Source organism: Shouchella hunanensis, from assembly GCF_028735875.1.
Classification (GTDB): domain Bacteria; phylum Bacillota; class Bacilli; order Bacillales; family Bacillaceae_D; genus Shouchella; species Shouchella hunanensis.
This window is the reverse complement of sequence record NZ_CP117834.1, coordinates 3620779-3645399: the sequence shown is the minus strand read 5'-3', so window position 1 is coordinate 3645399 and position 24621 is coordinate 3620779. Positions and strand designations below refer to the sequence as shown.

Below are 24621 nucleotides of genomic sequence, written 5' to 3'. Positions count from 1 at the left end.
AGAAAACGGGATGCTGATGCATCCCGTTTTCTTTATTGATAGCTATTTTCAAGCTCTGAAATGAGAGAACCGACATATGCAACCGCATCTTGTATCGTTTCTTTCTTTTCCATATCAACTCCAGCCAGTTTAAACAGCTCAAGCGGCTGAAGTGTTCCGCCAGCGCGAAGCATGCTTAGCCATTGGTCAATAACTGGTTGACCTTGGTCTTGATAGAGCGTGTAGGCTTTTGTTGCTGCTGTTAAACCAGCAGAGTAAGTGTATGGATATAGGCCCATATAATAGTGAGGTTGGCGCATCCATGTACGCCCAGCTCGTTCTGTAATCTCAACTGCATCACCCCAAAAACCAGAGAGAACCGCTTGCTTTGTTTCGCGCAACGTAATGGCGGTTAACGGTGTGCCATTCTCCGCAAGTGCATAAACTCTGCGTTGAAATTCACCTTCTAATAAGTGAGTGACGAAATTGTGGTAGTACGTACCGATAAATTGAAGAATAACCCAACGCTTCATTCGCGGATCATCGGTTGACGCTAGAAGGTGATTTCCAAGAAACAGCTCATTCATTGTAGAGGGTGCTTCAATACAATACGTAGAAGGACGTGTCGCATGTAGTGGTTGGGCATCATTTGCGTTATAAAAATGTCCAGCATGTCCGAGTTCATGAGCTAAAATAAAAGCACCGCGCATCGTATCTTTCCATGTTAATAAGATATAAGGGTGGTATCCGTAGGGACTAGAGCAAAAGGCACCAGTAGCCTTGCCGATATTGTCTGCTCGGTCTACCCAGCGTTCATTTTTAGCCTTCACAAGCATGCGACTATAGTCTTCGCCGAGGGGTTTAAGCGCTTCTATAATCGTCTCATAAGCTTGATCGTATGTTGTAGGCGGTTCAAATTCAGGGTCGAGAGGGGCTTTTAAGTCAGAAAAGCCAAAAGATTCAAGACCTAAAACGTCTTTTTTTAGTTTTGCATACCGCTGCATATGAGGTGCTAGCTCTTTATAGATAATATCTAGCTGGTTATGGTACATCGTTGGCGTCACTTGTTGACTGTGCAATAGCATATGCTCAACAGAGTCATACCCACGTAGGCGTGCGAGGGTTACTTGTTTCATAACTTCTCCGGCGTAAAGTTTCGCATAAGTATGCTCGTACTGCTTCAACGTATCATCAAACGTAATGAAAGCATGTCGTCGTTCTTCTGTATTAGCAGACAGCTCATACTGGTCTTCAAACCTGGCAAAAGAAAGCGGCTTTTGTTCGCCATTTGCACCAATGAAATCTGGAAAAGTCATGTCAGCGGCTTTACTTGTTAAATAAGTTGAATAGGGATTTGTCAAAATTGGTGTAAGAGAAGCAAGCACTTCTTCCGTTTCAGAAGAGAGTGAAAATGGTTTTGATTCAAGTAGTTTATCTAAAAATACGTGGAACGATTGAAGCAGTTCATTCTCCTGTTGAAACTGTTCAATGACAGCTTCTGGTAGTTTTATGATCTCCGCTTCAAGCTTTGCTAATTCTGCTTGAACAAGAGCTTGTGTGCTTTGAGCAAGGCTTGCGTTTCCTTGAGCGGATGCATTTGTACCATCGCTCGATAAGGACAACGTCGCATAGGTAACAATAGGCACTAGTTTTTTCATCAATGCTTCTCTTGCCTGCAAAGCATTGGCTAGATTTTCTGCCCGTTCGCCAATTTTTTCTGTAAATAAAGATAATTTCTCTGCTTCTTTTTCTACGTGCTGACGTGCTTGCTCCCAATCTTTATCTGATAAGAAAAGATCGTTTAAATCCCACGTTTCTTCAAGTGGAATCTCTTGTCGGTGTGTGAGTGTCATTGTTTCTACCTCCTTAAACTTCGTAAATCGAAATATCTATTAGTATACAATAAACAAAAAGCTTTTACACTACTCCTCAAAAAAATAGAGTGATAAATTGCTAGTAGCCAACAGAACAACCATTCGCTAAAATAGAAGAAGAAGACGTTTTTGAGGTGGATCATGTTTAAAAAAACATTACAACAAAAATTACAGGAATTAAAACAAGATAAACAGATCATTTATTGGCATGAAATAGAAGCGAAGAATGCGAAAACAGAGCCATTTCCCGAATGGCTTGATATGAAAATTTGCCATGGCTTGCGTAAACGAGGAATTAGTGAACTTTATTGTCACCAAAAGGAGGCACTAGAGTCCAGTCAGAGAGGCGATCATTTCGTTACTGTAACACCGACCGCATCAGGAAAATCGCTTTGCTACCATCTTCCGGTACTGACATCTTTTTTAAAGGACGCTTCTAGCCGAGCCCTTTACTTGTTTCCAACAAAAGCGTTGGCCCAGGACCAGATGGCAGAACTAAATGAAATGATTAGTGATATTGGCGTTTCATTAAAATGTCATACGTATGACGGTGATACAGCGCCACAGATTCGCTCGAATGTCCGTCAGTCAGGCAATGTTGTTATAACAAATCCTGACATGCTCCATTCAGCTATTTTGCCTCATCACACAAAATGGGTTGCTTTTTTTGAGCGCCTAGATTATATCGTCATTGATGAGCTCCATACGTATAGAGGTGTATTCGGAAGCCACGTAGCAAATGTGATTGCACGGCTAAAGCGTATTTGTGCCTACTATGGTTCGAATCCAACGTTTATATGTACATCGGCAACCATTGCCAATCCGAAGGCGTTAGCGGAGACATTAGTCCGAGAATCTTTTCACATCATCGATCAAAACGGTGCACCTTCTGGAAAAAAACATTTTCTGTTTTACAACCCTCCAGTCGTTAACGAGCCTCTGCAAATTAGGCAAAGTGCGATGCGCTCTGCACAAGAACTAGCAGAAGGTTTTCTTCGTGAAGGGATTCAAACTATTCTATTTGCTAGAAGTCGCGTGAGAGTAGAGCTCATCTTAACAAAATTACAGCAAATGATTAAGCATACGTTTGGTAAAAAAACCATTGCTGGATATCGTGGTGGGTATTTGCCTAATCAACGACGAGAGATTGAAAAAGGGTTGCGTAGCGGTGAAATTATTGGTGTAGTATCCACAAATGCTCTTGAATTAGGTGTTGATATTGGTCAACTCGAAGTATGTATTTTGACCGGGTATCCGGGTTCAATAGCGAGTGCTTGGCAGCAAGCTGGCCGAGCTGGCAGAAGACAAAATGAAGCGGCAATTATTATGGTCGCGTCGTCTTCACCAATTGATCAATACATTATGAATCATCCAGAATACTTTTTTAATCGCAACCCAGAAACAGCGCGAGTTAATCCTTTAAATTTAATCATTTATTTGGATCATTTAAAGTGTGCGGCATATGAACTGCCATTTCAAGTAGGAGATCAATTTATTGGTGAAGTAGTCGACGACTATTTAATGTATTTAACTGAAAAACAAGTGCTTTTACAAAAAAAAGATCGCTGGTACTGGATGACGGACGCCTTTCCTGCCCATGGCATTAGTCTACGCTCTGCTTCTCAAGAAAATGTTGTGATTATTGATCAAAGTGACGTAACGACGCATAAAGTAATTGGCGAGATGGATCGGTTTAGTGCCATGACGTTACTCCATGATGAAGCCATTTATCTTCATCAAGGTATACAATTTCAAGTTGAATATTTGGATTGGGATGAAAAGAAAGCGTTCGTGCGAGAAGTAAAAGTTGATTACTTTACGGATGCCAATTTAGCCGTCTCTTTAACCATTTTGGAAGAGGATGCTTTCAGCCAGCGAAGACAGGCGCACTTATCCTATGGAGATGTATCTGTAACAGGAAAAGTAACGATCTTTAAAAAAATTCGATTAACGACTATGGAAAACATTGGATCTGGCCCTGTTCACTTACCTGAAGAAGAGATGCATACGAGTGGTATGTGGGTAACATTTCCTGCCGAATTTGCAGAACCTAAAGAGATCGAAGACATGCTCATGAGCTTTGCAACACTGCTTCATCATGTCGCACCACTACATCTTATGTGTGAACGAAGTGATATTCACGTAACACCCCAAGTGAAAGCAGATGTGTCAGGGAAACCGACTGTGTTCATTTATGATGCTTATCCAGGAGGCATCGGACTTGCTAAAGAAGTATATGACCATCTTGACACGGTTTTAGATCATATGAGTAAACTCATTACAAGTTGTTTATGCGAACAAGGATGTCCAGCATGTGTAGGAGAAGTAAAGGAAGACACATTGTTTAAGAAAAAAGTGATCACATTAATAAGTGATTTGCAAAGAAGAGCTTGATAATTTCACATACCATATTTAAAGAAAGGAAAAACCATGTCATTACGAGCAAAACTAAAGCGAATGGAAGTTCATATGAAACAAGAAGAAACGCCAATTGTGGAACGAAATGAAGCGAATCGTTCAGCTTCAAAAAGTTGGGCGTCACTAGAGACAGTAGCTCATACTTTTGATGAGCAGGTCTGCTATATTCGTGAAGTTCGACATTCACTTGATGCACAGTATGGTTTCAAAACCTTTCGCGCATATAGAGATGGTCTTTATCAATGGGACAGCCAATCTTTTTCCCACCCGCTTTCAAGACGATCGGTTCCAATAAATAAACTTATATTCTTTGATACAGAAACAACTGGTTTAAGCGCAGGAGCAGGTACGCAAATGTTTTTACTTGGTTTTGCTTGTTTTGAAGAAGAAGAAATCGTTGTTCGCCAATACTTGCTACCTTCTCCAGATGCAGAGTCTGCTTTATATCACTATTTTCTTAAAGACGTTGGTCAGCTGGAACACCTCGTTAGTTTTAATGGTAAAGCATTTGACTGGCCACGTTTAAAAACACGTCATGCTTACTTAAGAGATACAGTGCCACATTTACCACAGTTTGGTCATTTTGATTTGCTTCATAGTGCAAGACGAATGTGGAAAAACGAACTACCATCATGCAAACTGAGCGTTATAGAAGAAGAGAAGCTTGGAATTGAAAGAAATGTGGATACACCGTCTCATCTCGTACCACTCCTATATTTTGATTTTGTTCGCGAACAAGATCCTGGCCTTATTGCGAGTGTATTTGAACATCACGAGCAAGATGTATTATCGTTAATTGCTCTCTATGCTCAATTAACAGAGAAAGTTATTAATTGGGAAGAGCAGACATCTCTTAACGAGCGTTTGCAGCTCGCAAAATGGCATCAACGTAATGGAGAACTAGAGGTTGCGACTACTATGTTAACGAGTGGTATTAATGCCCCTCAGGAGCAAAGCAGTCAAAAAGGGGAAGCCTACTTTTATCGCGGCTACGCTTATAAGAAAAAGCAATTATATGAACAAGCGGTTGCAGACTTCAAAAAAGCTCTTAAGGATGAGACGTTACGTTTTAAAAGTGCTAATGAATTAGCGCTTATATATGAGCACTACTTAAAAGATTTCACGAAGGCATTTACCTATGCAAATCAAGCGTTATCGTTTGCGACCATAGAGAAGGAACGTCTGCAAGCACTTAAACGAATCAACCGTCTAAAGCAGAAATAATCGTTATTTCCTGGGGAAGCGCATAAGTCGACGTATATCGCAAGAAATAACAGATAAATCGACTTTATTCATTGGGCAATGAGAAAACACCTAAAATTGGGTCAATCAACTAGTACACCTAGGTGGGGAGATACATAAGGTAATAGTGACTTAAAATTAAAGGAGGACTTTAACTTATGTTTCATAAAAGACCAAATCACTGTTGCCCACCAAGACCTATGTGTGATCCATGTGGTGGTAATCATAAGCCAAATATGACGATGCCAACATGTTCGCAAGAGCTACCAGCAGTTGTTCATCCAACACAGCATAATGTGGTAGAAAGCACGCAAGAATATATCGTTCCGGAAATTCATCCTACACACACTACCCACGTGAAGAATCACGTATATAAGCACATTCATCACTACCCGCACACAGACAGCGTGCAGGAAAATGTTATGAACGAACAATATTGTGAGAAGCCAATGATGAACAATATGCCATCAAATGTTTCTCCAGCGAATATGAAGCCGAATAACATGGCGCCAATGAATAATGTTGCGCCAACGAACAATATGAAACCAGGGAACAACGTAAAACCAGCGAGCAATGTAAAACCAACGAACACAGCACCAACAAACATGAAGCCTTCTAATGTTTCACCATATAGTGGCTTTAAAAAATAAGTTTGAGGAGCGAGCGAAAGAGCTCGCTTTCTTTTTTAGGAGGGGATCAATAGTGAATGCCATACTCGTCACCGGCTACAAAATGCATGAGCTTGGCGTGTTTAATGAATCCCACGAAGGGGTTATATGGATTAAATATGTCTTAAGAAAAAGAATAATAGCATTGATTGAAGAGGGCGTCACTTGGTTTATTATGAGTGGTCAGCTAGGCGTTGAACAATGGGCAATGGATGTTGTTAATGAATTACAAGAAGAGTACCCTCATATAAAATTAGGGCTATTAACACCTTTTGAAGAGCAAGAATCAAAATGGAATGAGCGATTAAAGGAGCTCTATCATGAGCGGCTAGATAAAGCAGACTTTGTTGATTCTATTTCAAAACGACCTTATGAAAACCCAATGCAATTAAAAGTGAAAAATGATTTTCTAGTGCAGAAAACAGATGGTTTACTCGTACTGTACGATGAAGAAAAGGAAGGATCACCACTTTTTTATATGAAAGTTGCACAAGCAATGGACAAGCCTATTTTCGTTATCTCTCCAGAAGAAATCGAAGAAGCAAGAAGGGAAGCATTAGATGATTTTTAAGTAGATTTCTTAAAAATAACAAAAGCACCGGGTTTAAATTGACTTTATAGCAGACTTTTGGAAGAATAGAATGTAACGGGAATTGAACATGAGGTGATAGAAATGAGTTCAGTGGAGATTAAGTTAAATGCCAAGGAGATTCTAGATAAAGATTTCAAGACTGGCATGAGAGGGTACAATCAAGATGAGGTAGACAAATTTCTAGATGTTGTCATTCAAGACTATGAAGCATACCAACGCAGAGTAGATCAATTAATGAAAGAAAATGAAGAACTTAGACAAGAAATGAAGCGACAAACAGATCGTCCTACTCGAAATCAAAGTGCCCCACAATCAGCTGGAAGTACAAATTATGATATTTTACAGCGTCTTTCTAATTTAGAGAAAAAAGTATTCGGAAGTAAAATGTACGAATGAACCGAATGTCAATTGATGGAGCAAGCGCAGGAGATCCGGGCCCTTCTGGTATAGGGATTTTACTCGTATATGATGACGGACAGACGGAAGAATTTCGCTACCATATAGGGTTGCTTAATAATCATGAAGCGGAATTTGAAGCGTTTATCATTGCCCTGACAATTGCCAAGCATAAGCAGTTAGGTCATTTACTCGTTCAAACAGATTCTCGTTTAGTGAGCGAAGCAATTGAAAAGCGCTATGTGAAGCGAAAGCAATTTGACCCATATGTCAAAAAAGCACAGGAGCTTATTGAGGCATTTGATTTATTCTTCATAAAATGGGTTCCGAGTAAGCAAAACAAAAAAGCGGACGAGCTAGCTCGATTAGCCATTCGTGAACCGAAGCGAATCTTTAAAGAAGCATTGTAATCTGCTACATTGTACGCTATAATGAACAAGTCGTTTATGAATGAGCATGTCATGAAACAACCGCTGCACTTGGTGTAGAGGAAAGTCCATGCTCGCACTGGCTGCGACGCCGGTAGTGATCGTGCCTAGCCAATTCATAAGCTAGGGCAGTTAGTGATAACTGACGGCAAGAGGCTTCCCTAAATCGTTTAACGACATGGGATACACTCTTTGAAAGTGCCACAGTGACGAAGTCTACTTGGAAACGAGTAGAGTGGAACGAGGTAAACCCCACGAGCGAGAAACCCAAACAATGGTAGGGGCATTTTATAGTCCGAAAATGAACGGAGCTATAAGGACGATTATTCGTAGATAGATGGTTGTTACTGGAGTACGAGGTTCATCACCGTTTGCAGTACAAAAGAACAGAACATGGCTTATGACTGGCATGCAGATGAATTTATAAACGAGTAAAAACCCTTTTGAGGGTTTTTTTATTTTGTATCTGGTACACTAACAAAAAAGACAAGAAAAGAGGGGTTATCATGACACAAGCAAAGGTAATGTATGGGCTTGGAGCCGTGTTATTTCTTTTAAACGTAATTGGATTTGCCATTCAAGGCTATTTAATTGGTTTAGGAGGCATCTTTCTAGTAGCGGTATTTGCGTTTTATATGCTTGCAGTATTTCTTTATCACGGTTCAGCCAAACGTGCAGCTACTTTATTGGCCCTTATTTTTGGTTTAGTCGCCATTGTTGGTGCGTTTATTGCTGAAACACAAGGCGGCGGCTATTTACTGTAACGCGATAAGGAGTGAACAAAATGAATAAAGTAACATTAATTGCAACAACGACGATGGGATTAGAGGCAATTTGTGCAAGAGAAGTAAAGGCACTCGGGTATGAAGACGTTACAGTTGAAAATGGACGAGTCGTGTTTACATCAACCGTTGACGCCATCCCCCGTGCAAATTTATGGTTAAGAACGGCAGACCGAATAAAAATTCTTGTTGGTTCATTTAAAGCGCTCACGTTCGATGAACTATTTGAGAAAACAAAAGCATTGCCGTGGGCAGATCTCTTGCCACCTCATGCGGAATTCCCCGTTATTGGCCGCTCGGTTAAATCAACATTGTTTAGTGTCTCCGATTGCCAAGCTATTGTTAAAAAAGCGGTTGTTGAAAGTTTAAAAAAGCAGTACAAACGCGGTTGGTTTGATGAAGATGGACCACTGTACCGAATCGAAGTAGCATTATTAAAAGACCAGGCGCAACTAACCATTGATTCTAGTGGCATTGGCCTGCATCAAAGAGGATACAGGGCGCTACATAATCAAGCTCCGTTAAAAGAAACACTAGCTGCCGCAATGATTCAGCTTACTACGTGGAATGTCGATCGCCCATTTGCTGACCCATTTTGCGGATCGGGAACCCTTGCCATCGAAGCAGCGCTTATTGGACAAAATATTGCGCCTGGGTTTAATCGAGACTTCGTATCAGAACAGTGGCATTGGATTGGACAAGAAAAGTGGGACCGTGCCCGTCAAGAAGTAGAAGATTTAGCAAAGTATGATCAAAAGTTAGATATTGTTGGATCGGACATTGATCATCGCTCAATTGAACTTGCAAAAAACAATGCAGCAGAGGCAGGATTTGCAGATCTCATTTCCTTTAAGCAGATGCAAATTCGCGACTTTAGCCATCGTGGTCAATACGGTGTTCTTGTCGCTAATCCGCCATATGGAGAGCGAATTGGTGAGCAAGCCGAAGTAGAAGAGATGTACAGAGACATGGGGCAAATTATGAAGTCGTTTGAAACATGGTCTGTCTATGTATTGACTTCTCATGAAGGCTTTGAAGCTTTGTATGGCAAGCAGGCAAGTAAGAAACGCAAATTATATAACGGTAATATTAAAACCGACTACTATCAATTCTTCGGTCCTAGACCTCCGAGGTCATAAAAAAGATAAGGCGATAGAGTAGCACATAAAAAGCGAGTAAAAGGCGAAGAGACTGATGACCAATCATCTAACTTTTCGTCTTTTACCTATCCTCTATTGTGCAAAATATAATTTCACATACCGTATTTTAATACATAAAACTAAAAATAAAAGATACACTAATTAAAAAAGGGGTGCAGACATGGTAAATGACGGTACTTGGATCTATCTTCAAAGAGGTATGCAGCATGTACTCGGTTGGATCGAAAAAAATCCTGCCTGTATTTGCCGTGAGGGTATGTATCAAACGTATTTTTTTTATACAATAGATAAGAGACGATCAAAAGAACCGATTTTAATTTACTACAAAGACATCATCCCTGTGGAAAGTCATTTACAAGATTTAGATTATCACGCTTTGCAGCATCTTGCGCTGGAAAGCGGTGATGTAAAATGGTTTTGTGACTTAGGGGCAAAGCGGATGCTTTAATGTGAGGAGACTGAACATGTATTCCATTGCCATTGATATTGGTACGACAAGTGCTAAAGTAGTTTTATTTTCAAAAGATTATCGTTACAAAGCTGATCATGAAACTGCTTATCCATTACTCCAAGAAAAACCATCTTATGCGGAACAAGATCCAATTGTGATTCGTGATGCTGTTTTACATAGTTTGCAGCAATTATTAATGCAAACAAACATTGAGTCAAAGAAAGTAACAACGTTATCTTTTTCAGCCGCAATGCATTCGTTAGTAGCGGTTGATGAAGAGGGGAATCCATTAACACATGTAATTACGTGGGCAGATACTCGAGCTCAATCAATCACAAATTCGTTAAAGAAAACCGATCAGGGAAAACAATTTTACGAAAAAACAGGGACACCGATTCACCCCATGTCTTGGATCGGAAAAATGAAATGGATGGAACAGCATTGGCCAAACCTCTACAGCCAAGCATACAAATTTATATCGATTAAAGAATTTATTTGCGTGCATTTCTTTGGGGAATATGTTGTTGATCAATCAATAGCGAGTAGTACAGGACTTTACAACTTAAAAACAAAAGATTGGGACGCTAGTATTCTATCATTCTTGCATATAAAGAAGGAAAAATTATCAACGGTGGTTGGTACTAATTATCGTTTTGAAGCGCCAACAAACGTGATGCGTTCATTTTCTTTCGCAGACGATTGTTTATACCATATCGGTGCTAGCGATGGTGTGCTCGCAAATGTTGGCGCAGGAGGCTTATTGGACGAAGTCGCTACACTGACAATAGGTACAAGTGGTGCGATAAGAATGACGATTAAAGAGCCATTAACCGATAGCGCTATGCGTACATTTTGCTATGTGTTAAATGACTCTACATGGATTGCCGGTGGAGCAACAAACAATGGTGGGATTGCACTTACTTGGTATATCGAGCATTTTGCCAAGGGAGCTACTGTAAGTGAGATTATCGAAGAGGCTTTTACAGTTAAGCCAGGTGCAGAAGGGTTACTTTTTTTACCTTTTATAAATGGGGAACGTGCTCCGTATTGGAATGGTGAAGCAAGTGGCGCATTTATTGGCATGAGACGAACGCATAATCGTGCACACTTCAGTCGAGCCGTCCTTGAGGGAATTCTTTATAGTTTACAATCTGTCTTAACATCCCTAGAGGAGTCTGTCGGTCCGATTAAGCGAATTCATGCATCAGGAGGTTTTGCAAGATCTAAGCAATGGGTTCAACTACTCGCTGATATTTCAGGAAAAACAATCCGAATTCAAGAGACACATCACGCGTCTTCACTAGGTGCTGTTCGACTAGCGCACAACGAATTAGACCAGGGAGAACAAACAGTTATGGAACAATTTGAACCAAACGATCGAGACAGGGATGTGTATAAGAAAAAATTCGAACTGTATCAAGTACTTTACAATCAGTTAGAACCGGTGTTCCCTGAATTAGTAGCTGATAATTAAGTTAACTATAATTTTATTATGTAAACTTTGTATAAAAGATACCTTTTTGGTGAATAGTGATTAGTAAAGCAAAAAGGGAGGTTTCATAATGAGTTATGAGGATGGCTACAAAAATTTAGAACAAATTGAACTGGCGATAAAAGCAGCACAACACATGGTCGGACAAGCAACACATAGTATGGATGGTGAGCAATTACAAGCAGCAACAGCAGCTCTTGAGCAAGCTGAAGCACAGTTTAAACAAGCACTTGCTTATCAAGGAAATATAGATGAAGCATTCTTCGCCCATTCTTCCGCACTTTTAGATCAAGCCAATCATCAATTAGAAGAAGCCCAAGATGAGTATCGCTAAAAAAACGTGAGCCAATGAAAGGCTCACGTTTTTTCTATAAATAGCGGATGGTCAAGATTATCAAATTTGCCCTGTTTAAACAGAACCATTTCTAAATCTTCATCATAGTCAATGTGCATTCCATCAATGTACCATAAATCATCTTTCGATACGTAAAAAGAAATGCCATCTTGCTGAATGGTTTCGTATTCAAAACCCTCTATCTCTCTCGTAATGCCCACAGAGAAGCCACCAGAACCAACACCACCGACACGGACGAATAATCGGAGCTGATCGCCATCTACTAAATTCATTTCTTGACGATAGAACTGCACAGCTTCTTTCGTTATTAGTACATTCATTTCATCACTCCTACTCAGCTAGTGTATCACATGAGTCTTCTTTTCGTCTTAGGAGTTGTTTAAACATGCAAATGCTAGTATGCTGAGAATGAAAGGTGGCGAACAATATGAAACAAGCAGAAGAGAAATTTACTGATTATTTAAAACGGAAAAATCACTATGAGCAATTGTTAGGCTTAATGATATGGGATGCTCGTACTGGAGCGCCTACAGGTGCAGTAGAGCAAAGAGCAGATGTGATGAGCACCATTTCAAGCGACATCTTTTCTATGACAACATCTTCTGAATTAAAAGAGCTAATTGATGAATTAAAAACAAAAACAGATTCTTCAGTTGTGTTAAAACGAGCGGTTGAGGAGGCAGAAAAAGCATACAATCGTAATACAAAAATTCCTGCTGATGAGTACACAGCATTTGTGAAGTTACAGACAAATGCGGAAGCGAAATGGGAAGAAGCAAAGCGTGAAAATGATTTTGACATTTTCAAACCGTATTTAAAAGAATTAGTAGCATTTAAAAAGCGTTTTATTAATTATTTAGGTTATGAAAAACATCCTTATAATACACTTTTAGATGATTTTGAACCAGGGGTTTTTACAGACACGTTAGATGCGGTCTTTTCTGAGTTAAAAAGTCATCTTATCCCGCTTATTCAACGTGTCTCTGCTTCAAAACACCAACCAGAGACTACATGCTTATTTAAGCATTTCCCGAAAAGTAATCAAGAGAAATTAAACGTTTCATTCCTTAAAACAATGAATTATGATTTTACAAAAGGCCGCTTAGATGAGAGTGTACATCCATTTGCCATTGGGATTAACCCTTCAGATGTGCGAGTGACAACGAAGTACAATGAAAACGATTTTCGCGTTGCATTATTAGGAACGATACATGAAGGCGGGCACGCGCTTTACGAACAGCATATTGATGAAAGTCTTATCCCGTACAATCTTGCACGAGGGACTTCAATGGGCATTCATGAGTCACAATCGCTTTTTTGGGAAAAATTTATTGGCCAGTCGTACTCGTTTTGGGAAGGCATGTATCAAGAATTAGCAGCCCACGGAACAGGTCAATTTGAGCACGTTCCATTAGACGATTTTTACTTTGCATTAAATGAATCAAAGCCTTCGATGATTCGAATTGAAGCGGATGAGCTCACCTACTGCTTACATATTATTCTTCGATATGAATTAGAAAAGGGATTGTTTGAAGGGTCAATTGAAGTTGACGAACTACCAAAGCTATGGAATGACAAAATGGAAGAGTATCTTGGTATTCGACCACAACATAATGGAGAAGGGGTGCTACAAGATGTCCATTGGTCATCAGGAGACTTTGGCTACTTCCCTTCGTATGCACTAGGCTTTATTTATGCAGCTCAAATAAATCAAGTGATAAAGAAAGAGATTCCAGAAACCGACGATCTCATACGCTCCGAAAATCTTGAGCCAATTCGAGAGTGGCTGACAGAGCATATCCACCAGTATGGCGCCGTGAAAAAGCCAAAAGACCTAATTGAAGCCATTACTGGTGGTGGTATTGACCCACAGCCATTAATTCATTATTTAACAGAAAAATATACACGCTTGTATAAGCTTTAATGCCAAAAAGGGTAACTGAATGTTGACATTCAGTTACCCTTTTACTATGAATTAAGATGCACGTTGATCAATCAAACTAATAACATCCATAAAACCGAAGAGCAACATTTCTAGGGCAAAAAACGTGAGCAGAAGTCCTGTGAATTTAGTGAGGAGAAACAAAGAACGAGTATTCATTTGGCCATAAATCCAACAAACGAGTAGATGTACAGAGTAGGCGACACAGTAAACAGCAAAAAAAGCAAGGTAGGTTACATAAGCGGTTGCCGACTTTGGTTGGTCTGAAGTTAGCTCCTGAACAGGGCGAAACATGTCTTTCATTCGGCTAAACCCAAACTCAAAAGAGTCTGTACCGAACCATTCTTTCCAACTTAATGGAACAGGACTTTTTTTGCGCATTAATGTAATGGCTATGGATAAAATAACGACACCACCAAGAATTTGCATGAAGCCAATGGGGATATACGTCCATGAAAAAGCGACTTGACCGACTAGAAGAATGAAGATGCTAATTGCAACTGTAAATAGAACGGTTCCAGATACAAATTCTTCGCCTTCAATCGTTTTTTTAGGCTTGCTCATATGGTTAAAAAAAATGGGATAAGTGACAGAAAAAATCGAAGTAAATGAATGAATGAAAAACGAAAACATGAATCTCACTCCTTTGCCCGCTTAAACAGTGTTTAAGTCTGTTGTGTCGTAATTTGCTTGTAGTTTATCCGAGAAAAGGAAGACTATACATGTTTTCGTAGAAATTGGCAGGGGAAAATCATGAGGAATTGTGTAAAAATAATTATTTACGTAATATTTATTATGTAAACTTAAAAGTTATCTTTTATAGTGAAGCGATTCAATCTTCTTACCATGATTGAATCGCTTTAATTTTCGCCTCGTAATCAACATGAGCATACACTTGGGTTGTAGCAACAGACTCATGACCTAGAAGCTGCTGTAACGTTAACACATTTACCCCGTTTCGGATTAAAGCCGTTGCAAAGCTATGACGGAGTTTGTGGGCAGTGATCGTACGATTTTCAAGAGAAGGAATTACTTTTTTTGCCCGTTCGAACAGGCGTTGAATCATTTTTTGAAGAGCACTAACACTGATAGAGCGCGAATACGTCATCGTACGGAAGTCAAAACCGACTAACAGGGAATCCTCTTGTTTCGGTCGTACCGTTTCAGGTAAGGATTGGAGATAATGTTGAATGACTTCTAGCACTTCATCTGTAAGCGGAATCGTCCGTTGTTTATTTCCTTTACCAAGTACCTGCATTTCTTTTCGACCAACGTGAAGCTGTGAACGTTTTAGTGAAGCGAGTTCTGATACTCGTAAACCTGTGCGAACGAGTAGTGTGATCGCCGTTAAGTCTCGTAAAGCTAATAAACGGTGGTATTTTTTTTGACGCAAGGTTAAGCCTTCATCATTAAGCGTTAATGCCATTACAGCTTTCATTTCTTCAATCGATAAGTAAACAGGCTCCCTTTTTTTCACTTTTGGTCGTGTCACAGCTTGAACAGGGTTTTCTTTCAAATGATACTGCTTCATCAAGTAATGAAACAACGATTGTAGTGCTGATAACTTCCGATTGATTGTCTTTGCTTCATTTTCCAACTCCATTGCCAAGTAATGAACATAATATTCAATCCCTTGTTGGTTAAGTTGCGAGAAATCGGAAAGGCTACTGTCTTTAGCTGTAAACAATTCCTCTCCACTTTGACGCTCAACAAAATGAAAGAAATCAAGGAAATCATAAATATACCGTTGAATGGTCGCTTGGCTATAACCTAGAGAACGAATGTATTGAATATATGAGTGAATAAAAACAGGTAAGTCATCAAGTCGACGAAAGGGCTGTTTTTGAATGGGTTGTTGTTGATTTTCATTTGAACGTTGCTGCTGATTTATTTTCGCGAAGATTGACATTGGATCACCTCTTTAGTAGTTTACCGCAAAATGAACGTTCTGTGAAATGATTATTTCATGGAACGTTTATTTTGCAGTGACAAAAGGTGACTTGAATAACTATCTTGCTCAATGCAACGTACATTGGAAAATGAAAAAACAATTAGACGATATTTTGTAAACCCTTTCATTATGGCGTAAATTTTTGCATAATAAAGGTGAGGAGAACGGCTTGCTTTGAGGTTGGAGGGAAAAAGTAGATGAAAGAGGAAGTCATTATTGTAACTGGCGGTAGTAGTGGTATGGGTAAAGCGATGGTCAAACATTTTGCAGATGCTGGTGCGCGGGTTATCGTTTGTGCACGTAACGAAGAACGATTGACGCAAACGAAACAAGAATTAGAAACATTCCCTGAGCAAATCACAACCTTCGCCTTAGATATCCGAAATCGAGGGGATATCGAAGCGATGGTAAATGATGTGTATGAAACGGTTGGACCAATTACAGCTGTTGTCAATAACGCTGCTGGAAATTTTCTTTGTCCATCTGAAGACTTAAGCGAAAACGGCTGGCATTCCGTTATTGATATTGTCTTGAATGGTACGTGGCACATGACTCAAACGGTTGGGAAGCGATGGATTCAAGAAAAACAAGCAGGTGCAATGGTAAATATTGTGGCAACGTACGCTGATACAGGTGGGCCTGGTGTGGTTCATTCTGCAAGTGCAAAGGCAGGGGTACTTGCAATGACAAAAACATTGGCAGTTGAATGGGGTGCGACGTACGGAATACGTGTTAATGCCATTGCGCCTGGACCAATTGAGGATACAGGCGGTGTAGACAAGCTAATTCAAAGCGAAAAAGCCCATCAAATGGCATTAAAAAGCATTCCGATGAAACGGTTTGGTAAAGGAGAAGAAGTGGCTAAACTTGCTCATTATCTTCTTTCCCCAGAGGGCTCCTATATTAATGGCACTTGCATTACAATTGATGGTGGCCAATCCATTGGTCAATCAGGCTTCTTGACAGGGGCGGCAGCATTTCAACGATAACACGCGTTTTATTTCGCGTGTTTTTTTTATGCAATTCAGGTTAAAATAGGCACAATAACGGGTATGAATAAAGAGCGTTTTTGTATAAAAGGAGTGGCGAAAGAGTTGATCACATTTAAGCAAGTATCAAAGCAATACGAAGATGGAACAAAAGCGGTAGCTGACGCGAATTTCACAATTGATAAAGGTGAGTTCTTTGTTTTAATTGGACCAAGTGGCTGCGGAAAAACAACGACGTTAAAAATGATTAATCGCTTAATTCCGCCTACAGCGGGAGAAATATTCATTAATGGTGCCAATACAAGCAATGGTAATATTGATCAGTTGCGATGGAATATTGGCTATGTCCTTCAACAAATTGCGCTATTCCCGCACATGACAGTTGCTAATAATATTGCCATTGTCCCAGAATTAAAGGGCTGGAATCGCGATAAAACAAATGCTCGTATTGACGAATTATTATCGTTAGTAGGACTAGACCCAGAAACCTATCGACATCGTTTGCCAGGGGATTTGTCTGGAGGTCAACAGCAACGGGTAGGGGTTGCACGAGCTTTGGCAGCAGACCCTGATATCTTATTAATGGATGAGCCATTCAGTGCACTAGATCCAGTGGCAAGAGCTTCATTGCAAAAAGACATTAAGGCGCTGCAACGAGATATCAAGAAAACAATTGTATTCGTTACCCATGATATGGAGGAAGCGAAATTCTTAGGAGATCGCATTGGGATGATGGAAGACGGACATGTGCTTCAAATTGGCACAGCACAAGAATTAATCGAAAACCCAGCTTCTCATTCTGTCGCTCGCTTTTTGCGCAATTCCGATGGATTTGACCAAACTTCGGTTCAAACAGTTGGTTCGATTCTTACTCCTATTGAAGAAAGTGAGTATGTGACAACAGGAGAACATCAGTCTTCCAATGAGTTACAATTTGTTCTTTCTAACGACGATGAGCTGAAAGATGTACAGTATTTAGGGAAATCCATTGAGCAATACCAAATCATTCATTATACCGATACGCTTGAACAAACGTACCATCAGTTAGAACAATGTCCATTTCCGGCGCTGCCAGTCTTAAAAGGCGATAAATGTATGGGCGTTGTTTCTTATCAAAACCTTGCAAAACTAGCTGTACAACCATCACTACATCACGCATAACCCTAATGTAATTGGAAGGAAAAGTGAATCGTTAGGGTGCGTAATACACGTTCGATTGCACTTATTTTGTTATGGAATCTTTTTGGTCATCTTATTTTACACTTTTCGAAGAACGTTCGGATTTACTACTGCAATCGTTTTGGGAGCATTTACAGCTCTCTCTTATCTCTTTACTAATTGCCGTAGCGATTGCCATTCCAGTTGGTATTTTACTTACCCGCTATACACGGTATTCTGAGTTCGTTATTGGCATCGCTGCTGTTTTACAAACCATTCCTTCTCTCGCTTTACTTGGGTTTCTTGTTTTATTTGTTGGAATTGGAACAACACCTGCCATTATCGCATTAACAGCGTACGCGCTTTTGCCAGTCCTTCGAAATACATACACAGGGATAAAAGAAGTGGATCCTGCGCTTGTAGAGGCTGCAAGAGGGATGGGAATGAATTCTCGTAAACGTCTAGTAAAAGTGGAGTTACCTCTTGCAATGCCAACGGTCATGGCAGGCATTCGAACCTCAATGGTATTGATTGTTGGTACAGCAACACTTGCTGCTCTTGTTGGAGGGGGTGGACTTGGACAAATCATTATGCTCGGTATCCAACGTACGAGTAACGAATACATTCTGTTTGGCGCACTTCCAGCTACGTTGCTCGCTCTCTTTTTTGATTTTGTTTTACGTTTTACTGAAAGACGATCAGAGAAAAAACGCGCAGGGTCCTATAAGCCAATGATAGCCGTTGTGGTCATTGCCCTCCTTATCGTTACGGTCCCGCCAACAGTGAATGCAGTCCGAGGTGTTGGCCAAGCCGATATCGTTATTGGTGGAAAAATGGGTCCAGAACCGCCTATTTTAGCCAATATGTATAAAGAGTTAATTGAACAAGAAACTGATTTAGAAGTCGAAGTCATTGCACCACTCGGCACAACCAGTGTAAACTTTAATGCATTAGAAGTTGGTGATGTTGCCATCTATCCTGAATTTACAGGGACTGTACTTGCTGACTTATTAAACATTGAGAACTTTAGCTATGATGAACGGGAATCATTTGAACAAGCACGAGATGAAATGTACGAACAATTAGGGCATATATTGCTAGAGCCAATGGGTTTTCAAAATACCTACGCCATTGCTATGCCTAGAGCATTAGCTGAAGAGCTTGAAGTGGAGACTATATCTGATTTAGAACCCTACGCAAATGAGCTTGAAGCTGGCTTTACCTTTGAATTTGCAGACCGAGAAGATGGATATGCTGGATTTGAAGAAGTGTATGGGTTCTCGTTTGACAATGTCACAACGATTGATGTATCAACTCGTTATCAAGCTATTTCCAATGGGAGCATTCAATTAAGTGATGTTTTCTCAACAGATCCTCAAATCGTCGAGTACGATATGGTTGTCCTAGAAGATGATGCAACGCTGTTTCCACCTTATCAGGCAGCGCCACTTGTAAGCAGTCAAGCCATAAGTGAGTACCCGGAGCTCGAGGACATCTTAAACCAACTGGCGGGAGTAGGGTCGGAAGATGAAATTTCTGAACTGAATTACCGTGTTGACATTAATGACGAAGATCCAGCCACAGTTGCTCGCGACTTTTTAAAAGAAAAAGGACTACTTACCAATTAAAAAGGAGAATGAATGATGAAAAACCCATCAGATCAGCGAATAAAAGAAATTCTTCATACAAAGAAGCGTATTGCTGTAGTCGGGCTCTCAAATAACCCGGATCGAACAAGCTACATGGTTTCAAAAGCAATGCAAGATGCAGGGTATACAATTATTCCAATTAATCCGAATGTGGACACGGTTTTAGGAGAAAAAGCGTATGCTTCTATTTCAGACTTAGATCAAGAGGTAGATATGGTGAATATCTTTCGTAGAAGCGAGTTTTTGCCGGAACTTGCTAAAGAAACCGTACAAGCAGGCATCCCAATCTTTTGGTCTCAGCTTGGTGTTGTTAGCGAAGAAGCCTATTCGTATTTGCAAGAAAATCATGTCGAAACGATTATGGATCGCTGCATTAAAGTAGAGCACGCTAAATTTAAATAAATGAATATCCGTACTGCGCATGTGAGCAGTACGGTCTTTTTTGTGGAAAAATTTGCAGAGACGAAACAGGCATGATAAGGTTTTAATAGAAAAAACTGTTGCATCAAGGAAAACATTGACTAAAATAAAGATGGAGTATATTCTTTTAACAGAACACTTGTACTTATGTGTGTAAGGGTATTAGGAAGGGGAACGGAATGGCAAAACAACATGACTATAATGATGATTCCATTCAGGTGCTAGAGGGGTTAGAAGCCGTTCGGAAGCGACCAGGTATGTATATTGGTTCTACAGATACCCGTGGATTGCATCATCTTGTATATGAAATTGTCGACAACGCAGTCGATGAAGCGTTAGGAGGTCACGGTGCTTCAATTTATGTAACGATTCATAAAGATGGTAGTGTCTCCATTCAAGACGAAGGGAGAGGAATGCCTGTCGGGATGCACCGCTCTGGCAAACCAACACCTGAGGTCATTTTTACCGTATTACACGCAGGGGGAAAGTTTGGGCAAGGTGGTTATGCTACAAGTGGAGGATTGCACGGTGTCGGCGCTTCCGTTGTGAATGCGCTCTCGTCCTGGCTTGAAGTCGACATTAAGCGTGACGGTTATCGTTATACCCAGCGTTTTGAGCACGGTGGTAAGCCGGTAACGACACTTGAGAAGAAGGGGAAGACGAGAGGTGCGGGCACGCTCGTACGTTTTATGCCGGACGAATCGATTTTTTCTACGGTGAATTTTAATACAGAAACGTTATCGGAACGTTTACGAGAAGCCGCATTTTTATTAAGAGGTGTCGCAATTACGTTGAAAGACGAGCGACCAGGAAAGGAAATGGAAGAGCTCTTTCAGTTTGAAACCGGACTGGAAGCTTTTGTTGACTATTTAAACGAAGGAAAGGAGCCTCTCCATCCTGTTGTGTCATTTTCAGGTCAAGCAAACGAAATTGAAATGGATTTCTCATTCCAGTTTCATGATGCTTATACAGAAAATGTTCTCTCGTTTGTAAATAACGTTCGTACACGTGATGGTGGAACCCATGAGTTAGGAGCGAAAACGGCAGTCACCCGAATGATGAATGAGCACGCTAAAAAAGTCGGCTTGTTGAAAGAAAAAGACAAAAAGCTTGATGGCTCAGATATTCGTGAAGGGTTTACAGCGGTTATATCGGTTCGCGTCCCGGAAGCGAAACTTCAGTTTGAAGGACAGACAAAAAGCAAACTGGGGACTGCTGAAGCACGCTCAGCCGTTGATGCGATTATTTCCGAAAAGCTCTCGTATTACTTAGAAGAGAATCCGAGCGTCGCCACAACCTTGATTAAAAAATCAATTAAAGCTGCACAAGCACGCGAAGCAGCCCGAAAAGCCAGAGAAGATGCGAGAAATGGCAAGAAAAATAAACGTAAAGACGTTCTGTTAAGCGGAAAATTAACACCCGCTCAGTCCCGCAATCCAGACCGAAATGAACTTTACTTAGTAGAGGGAGACTCTGCTGGAGGTTCTGCGAAGCAAGGACGAGATCGGAAATTCCAAGCTGTTCTTCCGTTACGAGGAAAAGTCATTAACACCGAAAAAGCAAAGCTTGATGATATTATGAAAAACGAAGAAATTCGGACGATCATCCATACGATCGGAGCTGGCGTTGGAGCAGATTTTGATTTGTCTGACTGTAACTATGATAAAGTGGTCATAATGACCGATGCAGATACAGATGGTGCTCATATTCAAGTGCTGTTACTAACCTTTTTCTACCGCTACATGAAACCATTACTTGATGCTGGTAAGATCTATATTGCTTTACCACCACTTTACAAAGTAAGTAAAGGTTCTGGTGCAAAAGAAAAAGTCCAGTATGCGTGGGAAGAGACGGAACTTCAACAAGCTTTAAAAACGATCGGAAAAGGATCGACTGTTCAACGATACAAAGGTTTAGGTGAAATGAACGCTACTCAGCTTTGGGAGACCACGATGGACCCTGAAACACGAACGCTTATTCGAGTTCGATTAGAAGATGCCGCACGTGCAGAAAAGCATGTTGCTACATTAATGGGTGATAAAGTGGAACCACGCCGAAAGTGGATTGAAAGCCACGTAGCGTTTGGATTAGAGGAAGAAACAAACATCCTCGAAAATGAAAACCTTCATGTAGGGGAGGAAACCTAATTGTCAAATGCAGAAAAGTATCTTGATCTCCCCTTAGAAGATGTCATAGGAGATCGATTTAGTCGCTATAGTAAGTACATCATTCAAGAACGTGCACTTCCTGATGCGCGAGATGGGTTGAAACCGGTACAACGACGAATTTTATACGCCATGTATACAGATGGAAATACAGCCGACAAACCGTATCGGAAAGCAGCCAAAACCGTCGGGAACGTGATCGGAAACTATCACCCGCACGGTGATAGTTCTGTCTATGACGCGATGGTACGTATGAGTCAAGAATGGAAAGTGCGACAGCTTTTAATCGATATGCACGGAAACAATGGTTCGGTTGATGGAGATCCTCCAGCTGCGATGCGTTATACCGAAGCAAGGCTTTCAAAGATTAGTGCTGAGCTTATGCGTGATTTGGATAAAGGAACTGTTGATTACATTCCGAACTTCGATGATTCTATAGAAGAGCCTGTCGTACTACCTGCGATGTATCCAAACTTGCTCGTTAACGGTTCTACTGGTATTTCTGCAGGTTATGCAACCGATATTCCGCCGCATCACTTACCTGAAATCATTGATGGTGCCGTTCGTTTAATGGAAAAGCCGTCAACGACGATTGATGAACTTCTCACGATTATAAAAGGACCTGATTTTCCAACTGGCGGTATCGTTCAAGGTTTAGACGGGATTCGGAAGGCGTACGAGACAGGAAAGGGAAAAGTCGTCGTACGAGCCAAAACAGCATTTGAAGAAGTTCGAGGCGGTCGAACGCAGATTGTCATAACTGAACTGCCTTATGAAGTAGTAAAAGCGAATCTCGTAAAGAAAATGGACGAAATCCGCTTTGATAAAAAAGTAGATGGGATTGCAGAAGTGCGCGATGATACCGACCGAACAGGAATGCGCATTGTTGTAGAATTAAAAAAAGATGCAGAAGCAAATGCGATTTTGAACTATTTGTTTAAGCATACTGATTTACAAGTAATGTACCACTTTAATATGGTTGCCATTTATAATAAAACACCCCAATTGATGGGATTAAAAGCGCTTCTTCAAGCCTATATTGATCACCAAAAAGATGTCTTCACGAGAAAATCTCGATTTGAGCTTAAAAAAGCGCAAGAGCGTGCTCATATTGTCGAAGGATTAATAAAAGCAGTCTCGATTCTCGATGAAGTGATTGCAGTTATTCGCGGATCAAAAGATAAAAAAGACGCGAAACACAATCTGCAAGAGCAATTTGCGTTTACAGAACCTCAATCTGAAGCAATTGTGAATTTGCAGCTTTACCGATTAACGAACACGGATATTACGACGCTTGAAAAAGAAGCAGAAGAATTAAAAAAGCGTATTACGGAGCTAGAATCCATTCTAGCAAGTGAAAAAAAGCTTATTCAAGTTATTAAAAAAGAGTTAGTCCAAGTAAAAAAACAGTTCCATTCTGAAAGACGCACAGTCATTAAAGAAGAAATAGAAGAGTTAAAGATTAATATGGATCAACTTGTTGCAACGGAAGATGTGCGTGTTACGATTACACATGCAGGATACGTGAAACGAACAAGCATTCGTTCATACACAGCTTCTAGTAAAGATGCTCCTGGAATGAAAGCCGGTGATACGGTTCTTCAATCTCTTGTTGCTTCCACCACTGACGTTCTTCTCCTCTTTACAAAAAAAGGGAACTACTTGTACTTACCGATTCATCAGCTGCCAGATATCCGCTGGAAAGACGACGGTCAGCATATCGCTAATATTATTCCCATTGATTCCGATGACGAATTAGTAGCGACCCTTGTTATTTCTTCTTTTGATACCGATGAGTCGCTCCTGTTTATGACACGAAACGGGATGATCAAACGTACCGAATTAAAGCTTTATCAAGCACAACGCAACTCAAAACCACTTATGGCTTTAAAGGTAAAAGAAGACGATGCACTCGTATCAGTTGAAAAAACAAATGGTAAAAAAGAGCTATTTGCTGCGACACATTTTGGGTATGGACTCTGGTTCTCAGAAAATGATATATCGCTTGTTGGCCAGCGTGCAGCAGGTGTGAAAGGGATGAACGTAAAGCCAGGGGACTACATCGTTGGTTTTGAAACATTTGAATTAGAGGACACAGTCGAATTCCTCTGTGTCACACAGCGCGGGTCTGTTAAGCGAATGGCCATTACCGAATTTGAAAAATCAAGCCGAAATAAGCGTGGATCGGTCTTGCTTCGTGAGCTGAAATCGAATCCTCACCGTCTTGTTGGGTTTAAAAAGATTACACCTGATACAAAGCTATTTTTAGTCGAAACCGATCAAGATGAACACATTTTCGTTGATCCGAGCAAGTATCGAAAAGCGGATCGTTATTCGAACGGGTCCTATGCATTTGATGAAAACGACCGTGGGAAAGCGCGTCGATTAAAAGTGGTTATAGATACCGTCGATCAAGAATAAGTCAAAACACTGTTATCGATTAACGATAGCAGTGTTTTTTTTGTTTCACGTCTAACTGTTTAAAGTACGCATCATAAGGGAAAGAGTTA

22 protein-coding genes and 1 other RNA gene are annotated in these 24621 nt (G+C 40.5%); 19 read left to right on the top strand and 4 right to left on the bottom strand.

Annotated features, from left to right (window positions below; translation table 11 throughout):
- Nucleotides 1–32: 32 nt before the first annotated feature.
- A complete protein-coding gene (gene pepF, locus PQ477_RS18650) occupies nucleotides 33–1832 on the bottom strand; it encodes an oligoendopeptidase F (RefSeq protein ID WP_144559032.1) in 1800 nt (599 codons plus the stop codon).
- 162 nt (nucleotides 1833–1994) lie between these two features.
- Here pepF and PQ477_RS18645 point away from each other — a divergent pair, with 162 nt between their 5' ends.
- The 12 genes from PQ477_RS18645 to PQ477_RS18590 all read left to right on the top strand — a co-directional run bounded on the left by PQ477_RS18645 (nucleotide 1995) and on the right by PQ477_RS18590 (nucleotide 11816).
- Nucleotides 1995–4247: a DEAD/DEAH box helicase gene (locus PQ477_RS18645; protein WP_035397890.1), complete on the top strand. Its 2253-nt coding sequence runs from the start codon at nucleotides 1995–1997 to the stop codon at nucleotides 4245–4247.
- Between the two features lie 36 nt (nucleotides 4248–4283).
- Nucleotides 4284–5495, top strand: coding sequence for a ribonuclease H-like domain-containing protein (locus PQ477_RS18640; RefSeq protein WP_274272678.1), 1212 nt, complete (start codon nucleotides 4284–4286; stop codon nucleotides 5493–5495).
- Nucleotides 5496–5671: 176 nt separating this feature from the next.
- Nucleotides 5672–6163: a spore coat protein gene (locus PQ477_RS18635; protein WP_052008245.1), complete on the top strand. Its 492-nt coding sequence runs from the start codon at nucleotides 5672–5674 to the stop codon at nucleotides 6161–6163.
- Between the two features lie 52 nt (nucleotides 6164–6215).
- A complete protein-coding gene (locus tag PQ477_RS18630; RefSeq protein ID WP_274272677.1) occupies nucleotides 6216–6752 on the top strand; it encodes an SLOG family protein in 537 nt (178 codons plus the stop codon).
- Nucleotides 6753–6854: 102 nt separating this feature from the next.
- Nucleotides 6855–7169, top strand: coding sequence for a cell division regulator GpsB (gene gpsB / locus PQ477_RS18625; protein ID WP_035397892.1), 315 nt, complete (start codon nucleotides 6855–6857; stop codon nucleotides 7167–7169).
- Entirely contained in the window at nucleotides 7166–7579 is a 414-nt protein-coding gene (locus PQ477_RS18620; RefSeq protein WP_035397894.1) for a ribonuclease HI family protein, read from the top strand. The genes gpsB and PQ477_RS18620 overlap by 4 nt, the downstream gene beginning before the upstream one ends.
- A 48-nt stretch (nucleotides 7580–7627) precedes the next feature.
- An RNA gene (gene rnpB, locus PQ477_RS18615) (RNase P RNA component class B) lies at nucleotides 7628–8003 on the top strand.
- Nucleotides 8004–8103: 100 nt separating this feature from the next.
- A complete protein-coding gene (locus PQ477_RS18610; protein ID WP_060705289.1) occupies nucleotides 8104–8361 on the top strand; it encodes a hypothetical protein in 258 nt (85 codons plus the stop codon).
- 20 nt (nucleotides 8362–8381) lie between these two features.
- Nucleotides 8382–9518: a THUMP domain-containing class I SAM-dependent RNA methyltransferase gene (locus tag PQ477_RS18605; RefSeq protein WP_144559027.1), complete on the top strand. Its 1137-nt coding sequence runs from the start codon at nucleotides 8382–8384 to the stop codon at nucleotides 9516–9518.
- Nucleotides 9519–9699: 181 nt separating this feature from the next.
- On the top strand, nucleotides 9700–9987 hold the full coding sequence (locus PQ477_RS18600) for a hypothetical protein (protein ID WP_144559026.1): 288 nt from the start codon (nucleotides 9700–9702) through the stop codon (nucleotides 9985–9987).
- 16 nt (nucleotides 9988–10003) lie between these two features.
- Nucleotides 10004–11464, top strand: coding sequence for a gluconokinase (locus PQ477_RS18595; RefSeq protein ID WP_274272676.1), 1461 nt, complete (start codon nucleotides 10004–10006; stop codon nucleotides 11462–11464).
- Nucleotides 11465–11552: 88 nt separating this feature from the next.
- Nucleotides 11553–11816: a DUF2564 family protein gene (locus PQ477_RS18590; protein WP_035397898.1), complete on the top strand. Its 264-nt coding sequence runs from the start codon at nucleotides 11553–11555 to the stop codon at nucleotides 11814–11816.
- 23 nt (nucleotides 11817–11839) lie between these two features.
- On the opposite strand, the gene PQ477_RS18585 is transcribed toward PQ477_RS18590, so the two are convergent.
- Nucleotides 11840–12157, bottom strand: coding sequence for an iron-sulfur cluster biosynthesis family protein (locus PQ477_RS18585; RefSeq protein WP_035397900.1), 318 nt, complete (start codon nucleotides 12155–12157; stop codon nucleotides 11840–11842).
- A gap of 107 nt (nucleotides 12158–12264) precedes the next feature.
- On the opposite strand from PQ477_RS18585, the gene PQ477_RS18580 reads away from it, so the two are divergent.
- Nucleotides 12265–13761: a carboxypeptidase M32 gene (locus PQ477_RS18580; protein WP_274272675.1), complete on the top strand. Its 1497-nt coding sequence runs from the start codon at nucleotides 12265–12267 to the stop codon at nucleotides 13759–13761.
- Nucleotides 13762–13812: 51 nt separating this feature from the next.
- Here PQ477_RS18580 and PQ477_RS18575 read toward each other — a convergent pair whose 3' ends face one another.
- On the bottom strand, nucleotides 13813–14412 hold the full coding sequence (locus tag PQ477_RS18575) for a hypothetical protein (RefSeq protein ID WP_144559023.1): 600 nt from the start codon (nucleotides 14410–14412) through the stop codon (nucleotides 13813–13815).
- Nucleotides 14413–14620: 208 nt separating this feature from the next.
- Nucleotides 14621–15688 (bottom strand): tyrosine-type recombinase/integrase, encoded by a 1068-nt coding sequence (locus PQ477_RS18570; protein WP_274272674.1) that lies wholly within the window; start codon nucleotides 15686–15688, stop codon nucleotides 14621–14623.
- Between the two features lie 239 nt (nucleotides 15689–15927).
- Here PQ477_RS18570 and fadH point away from each other — a divergent pair, with 239 nt between their 5' ends.
- The 6 genes from fadH (at nucleotide 15928) to parC (ending at nucleotide 24532) form a co-directional block, all read left to right on the top strand.
- Nucleotides 15928–16719: a 2,4-dienoyl-CoA reductase gene (gene fadH / locus PQ477_RS18565; protein WP_060705282.1), complete on the top strand. Its 792-nt coding sequence runs from the start codon at nucleotides 15928–15930 to the stop codon at nucleotides 16717–16719.
- A 105-nt stretch (nucleotides 16720–16824) separates the two neighbouring features.
- Nucleotides 16825–17880: an ABC transporter ATP-binding protein gene (locus PQ477_RS18560; protein ID WP_060705392.1), complete on the top strand. Its 1056-nt coding sequence runs from the start codon at nucleotides 16825–16827 to the stop codon at nucleotides 17878–17880.
- A gap of 71 nt (nucleotides 17881–17951) precedes the next feature.
- Complete coding sequence (locus PQ477_RS18555) at nucleotides 17952–19505, top strand: ABC transporter permease/substrate-binding protein (protein WP_144559021.1); 1554 nt, start codon at nucleotides 17952–17954, stop codon at nucleotides 19503–19505.
- 15 nt (nucleotides 19506–19520) lie between these two features.
- On the top strand, nucleotides 19521–19928 hold the full coding sequence (locus PQ477_RS18550) for a CoA-binding protein (protein WP_081762392.1): 408 nt from the start codon (nucleotides 19521–19523) through the stop codon (nucleotides 19926–19928).
- Nucleotides 19929–20125: 197 nt separating this feature from the next.
- Entirely contained in the window at nucleotides 20126–22093 is a 1968-nt protein-coding gene (gene parE, locus PQ477_RS18545) for a DNA topoisomerase IV subunit B (RefSeq protein ID WP_144559020.1), read from the top strand.
- Nucleotides 22094–24532 (top strand): DNA topoisomerase IV subunit A, encoded by a 2439-nt coding sequence (parC, locus tag PQ477_RS18540; RefSeq protein WP_144559019.1) that lies wholly within the window; start codon nucleotides 22094–22096, stop codon nucleotides 24530–24532.
- Nucleotides 24533–24621 lie beyond the last annotated feature (89 nt).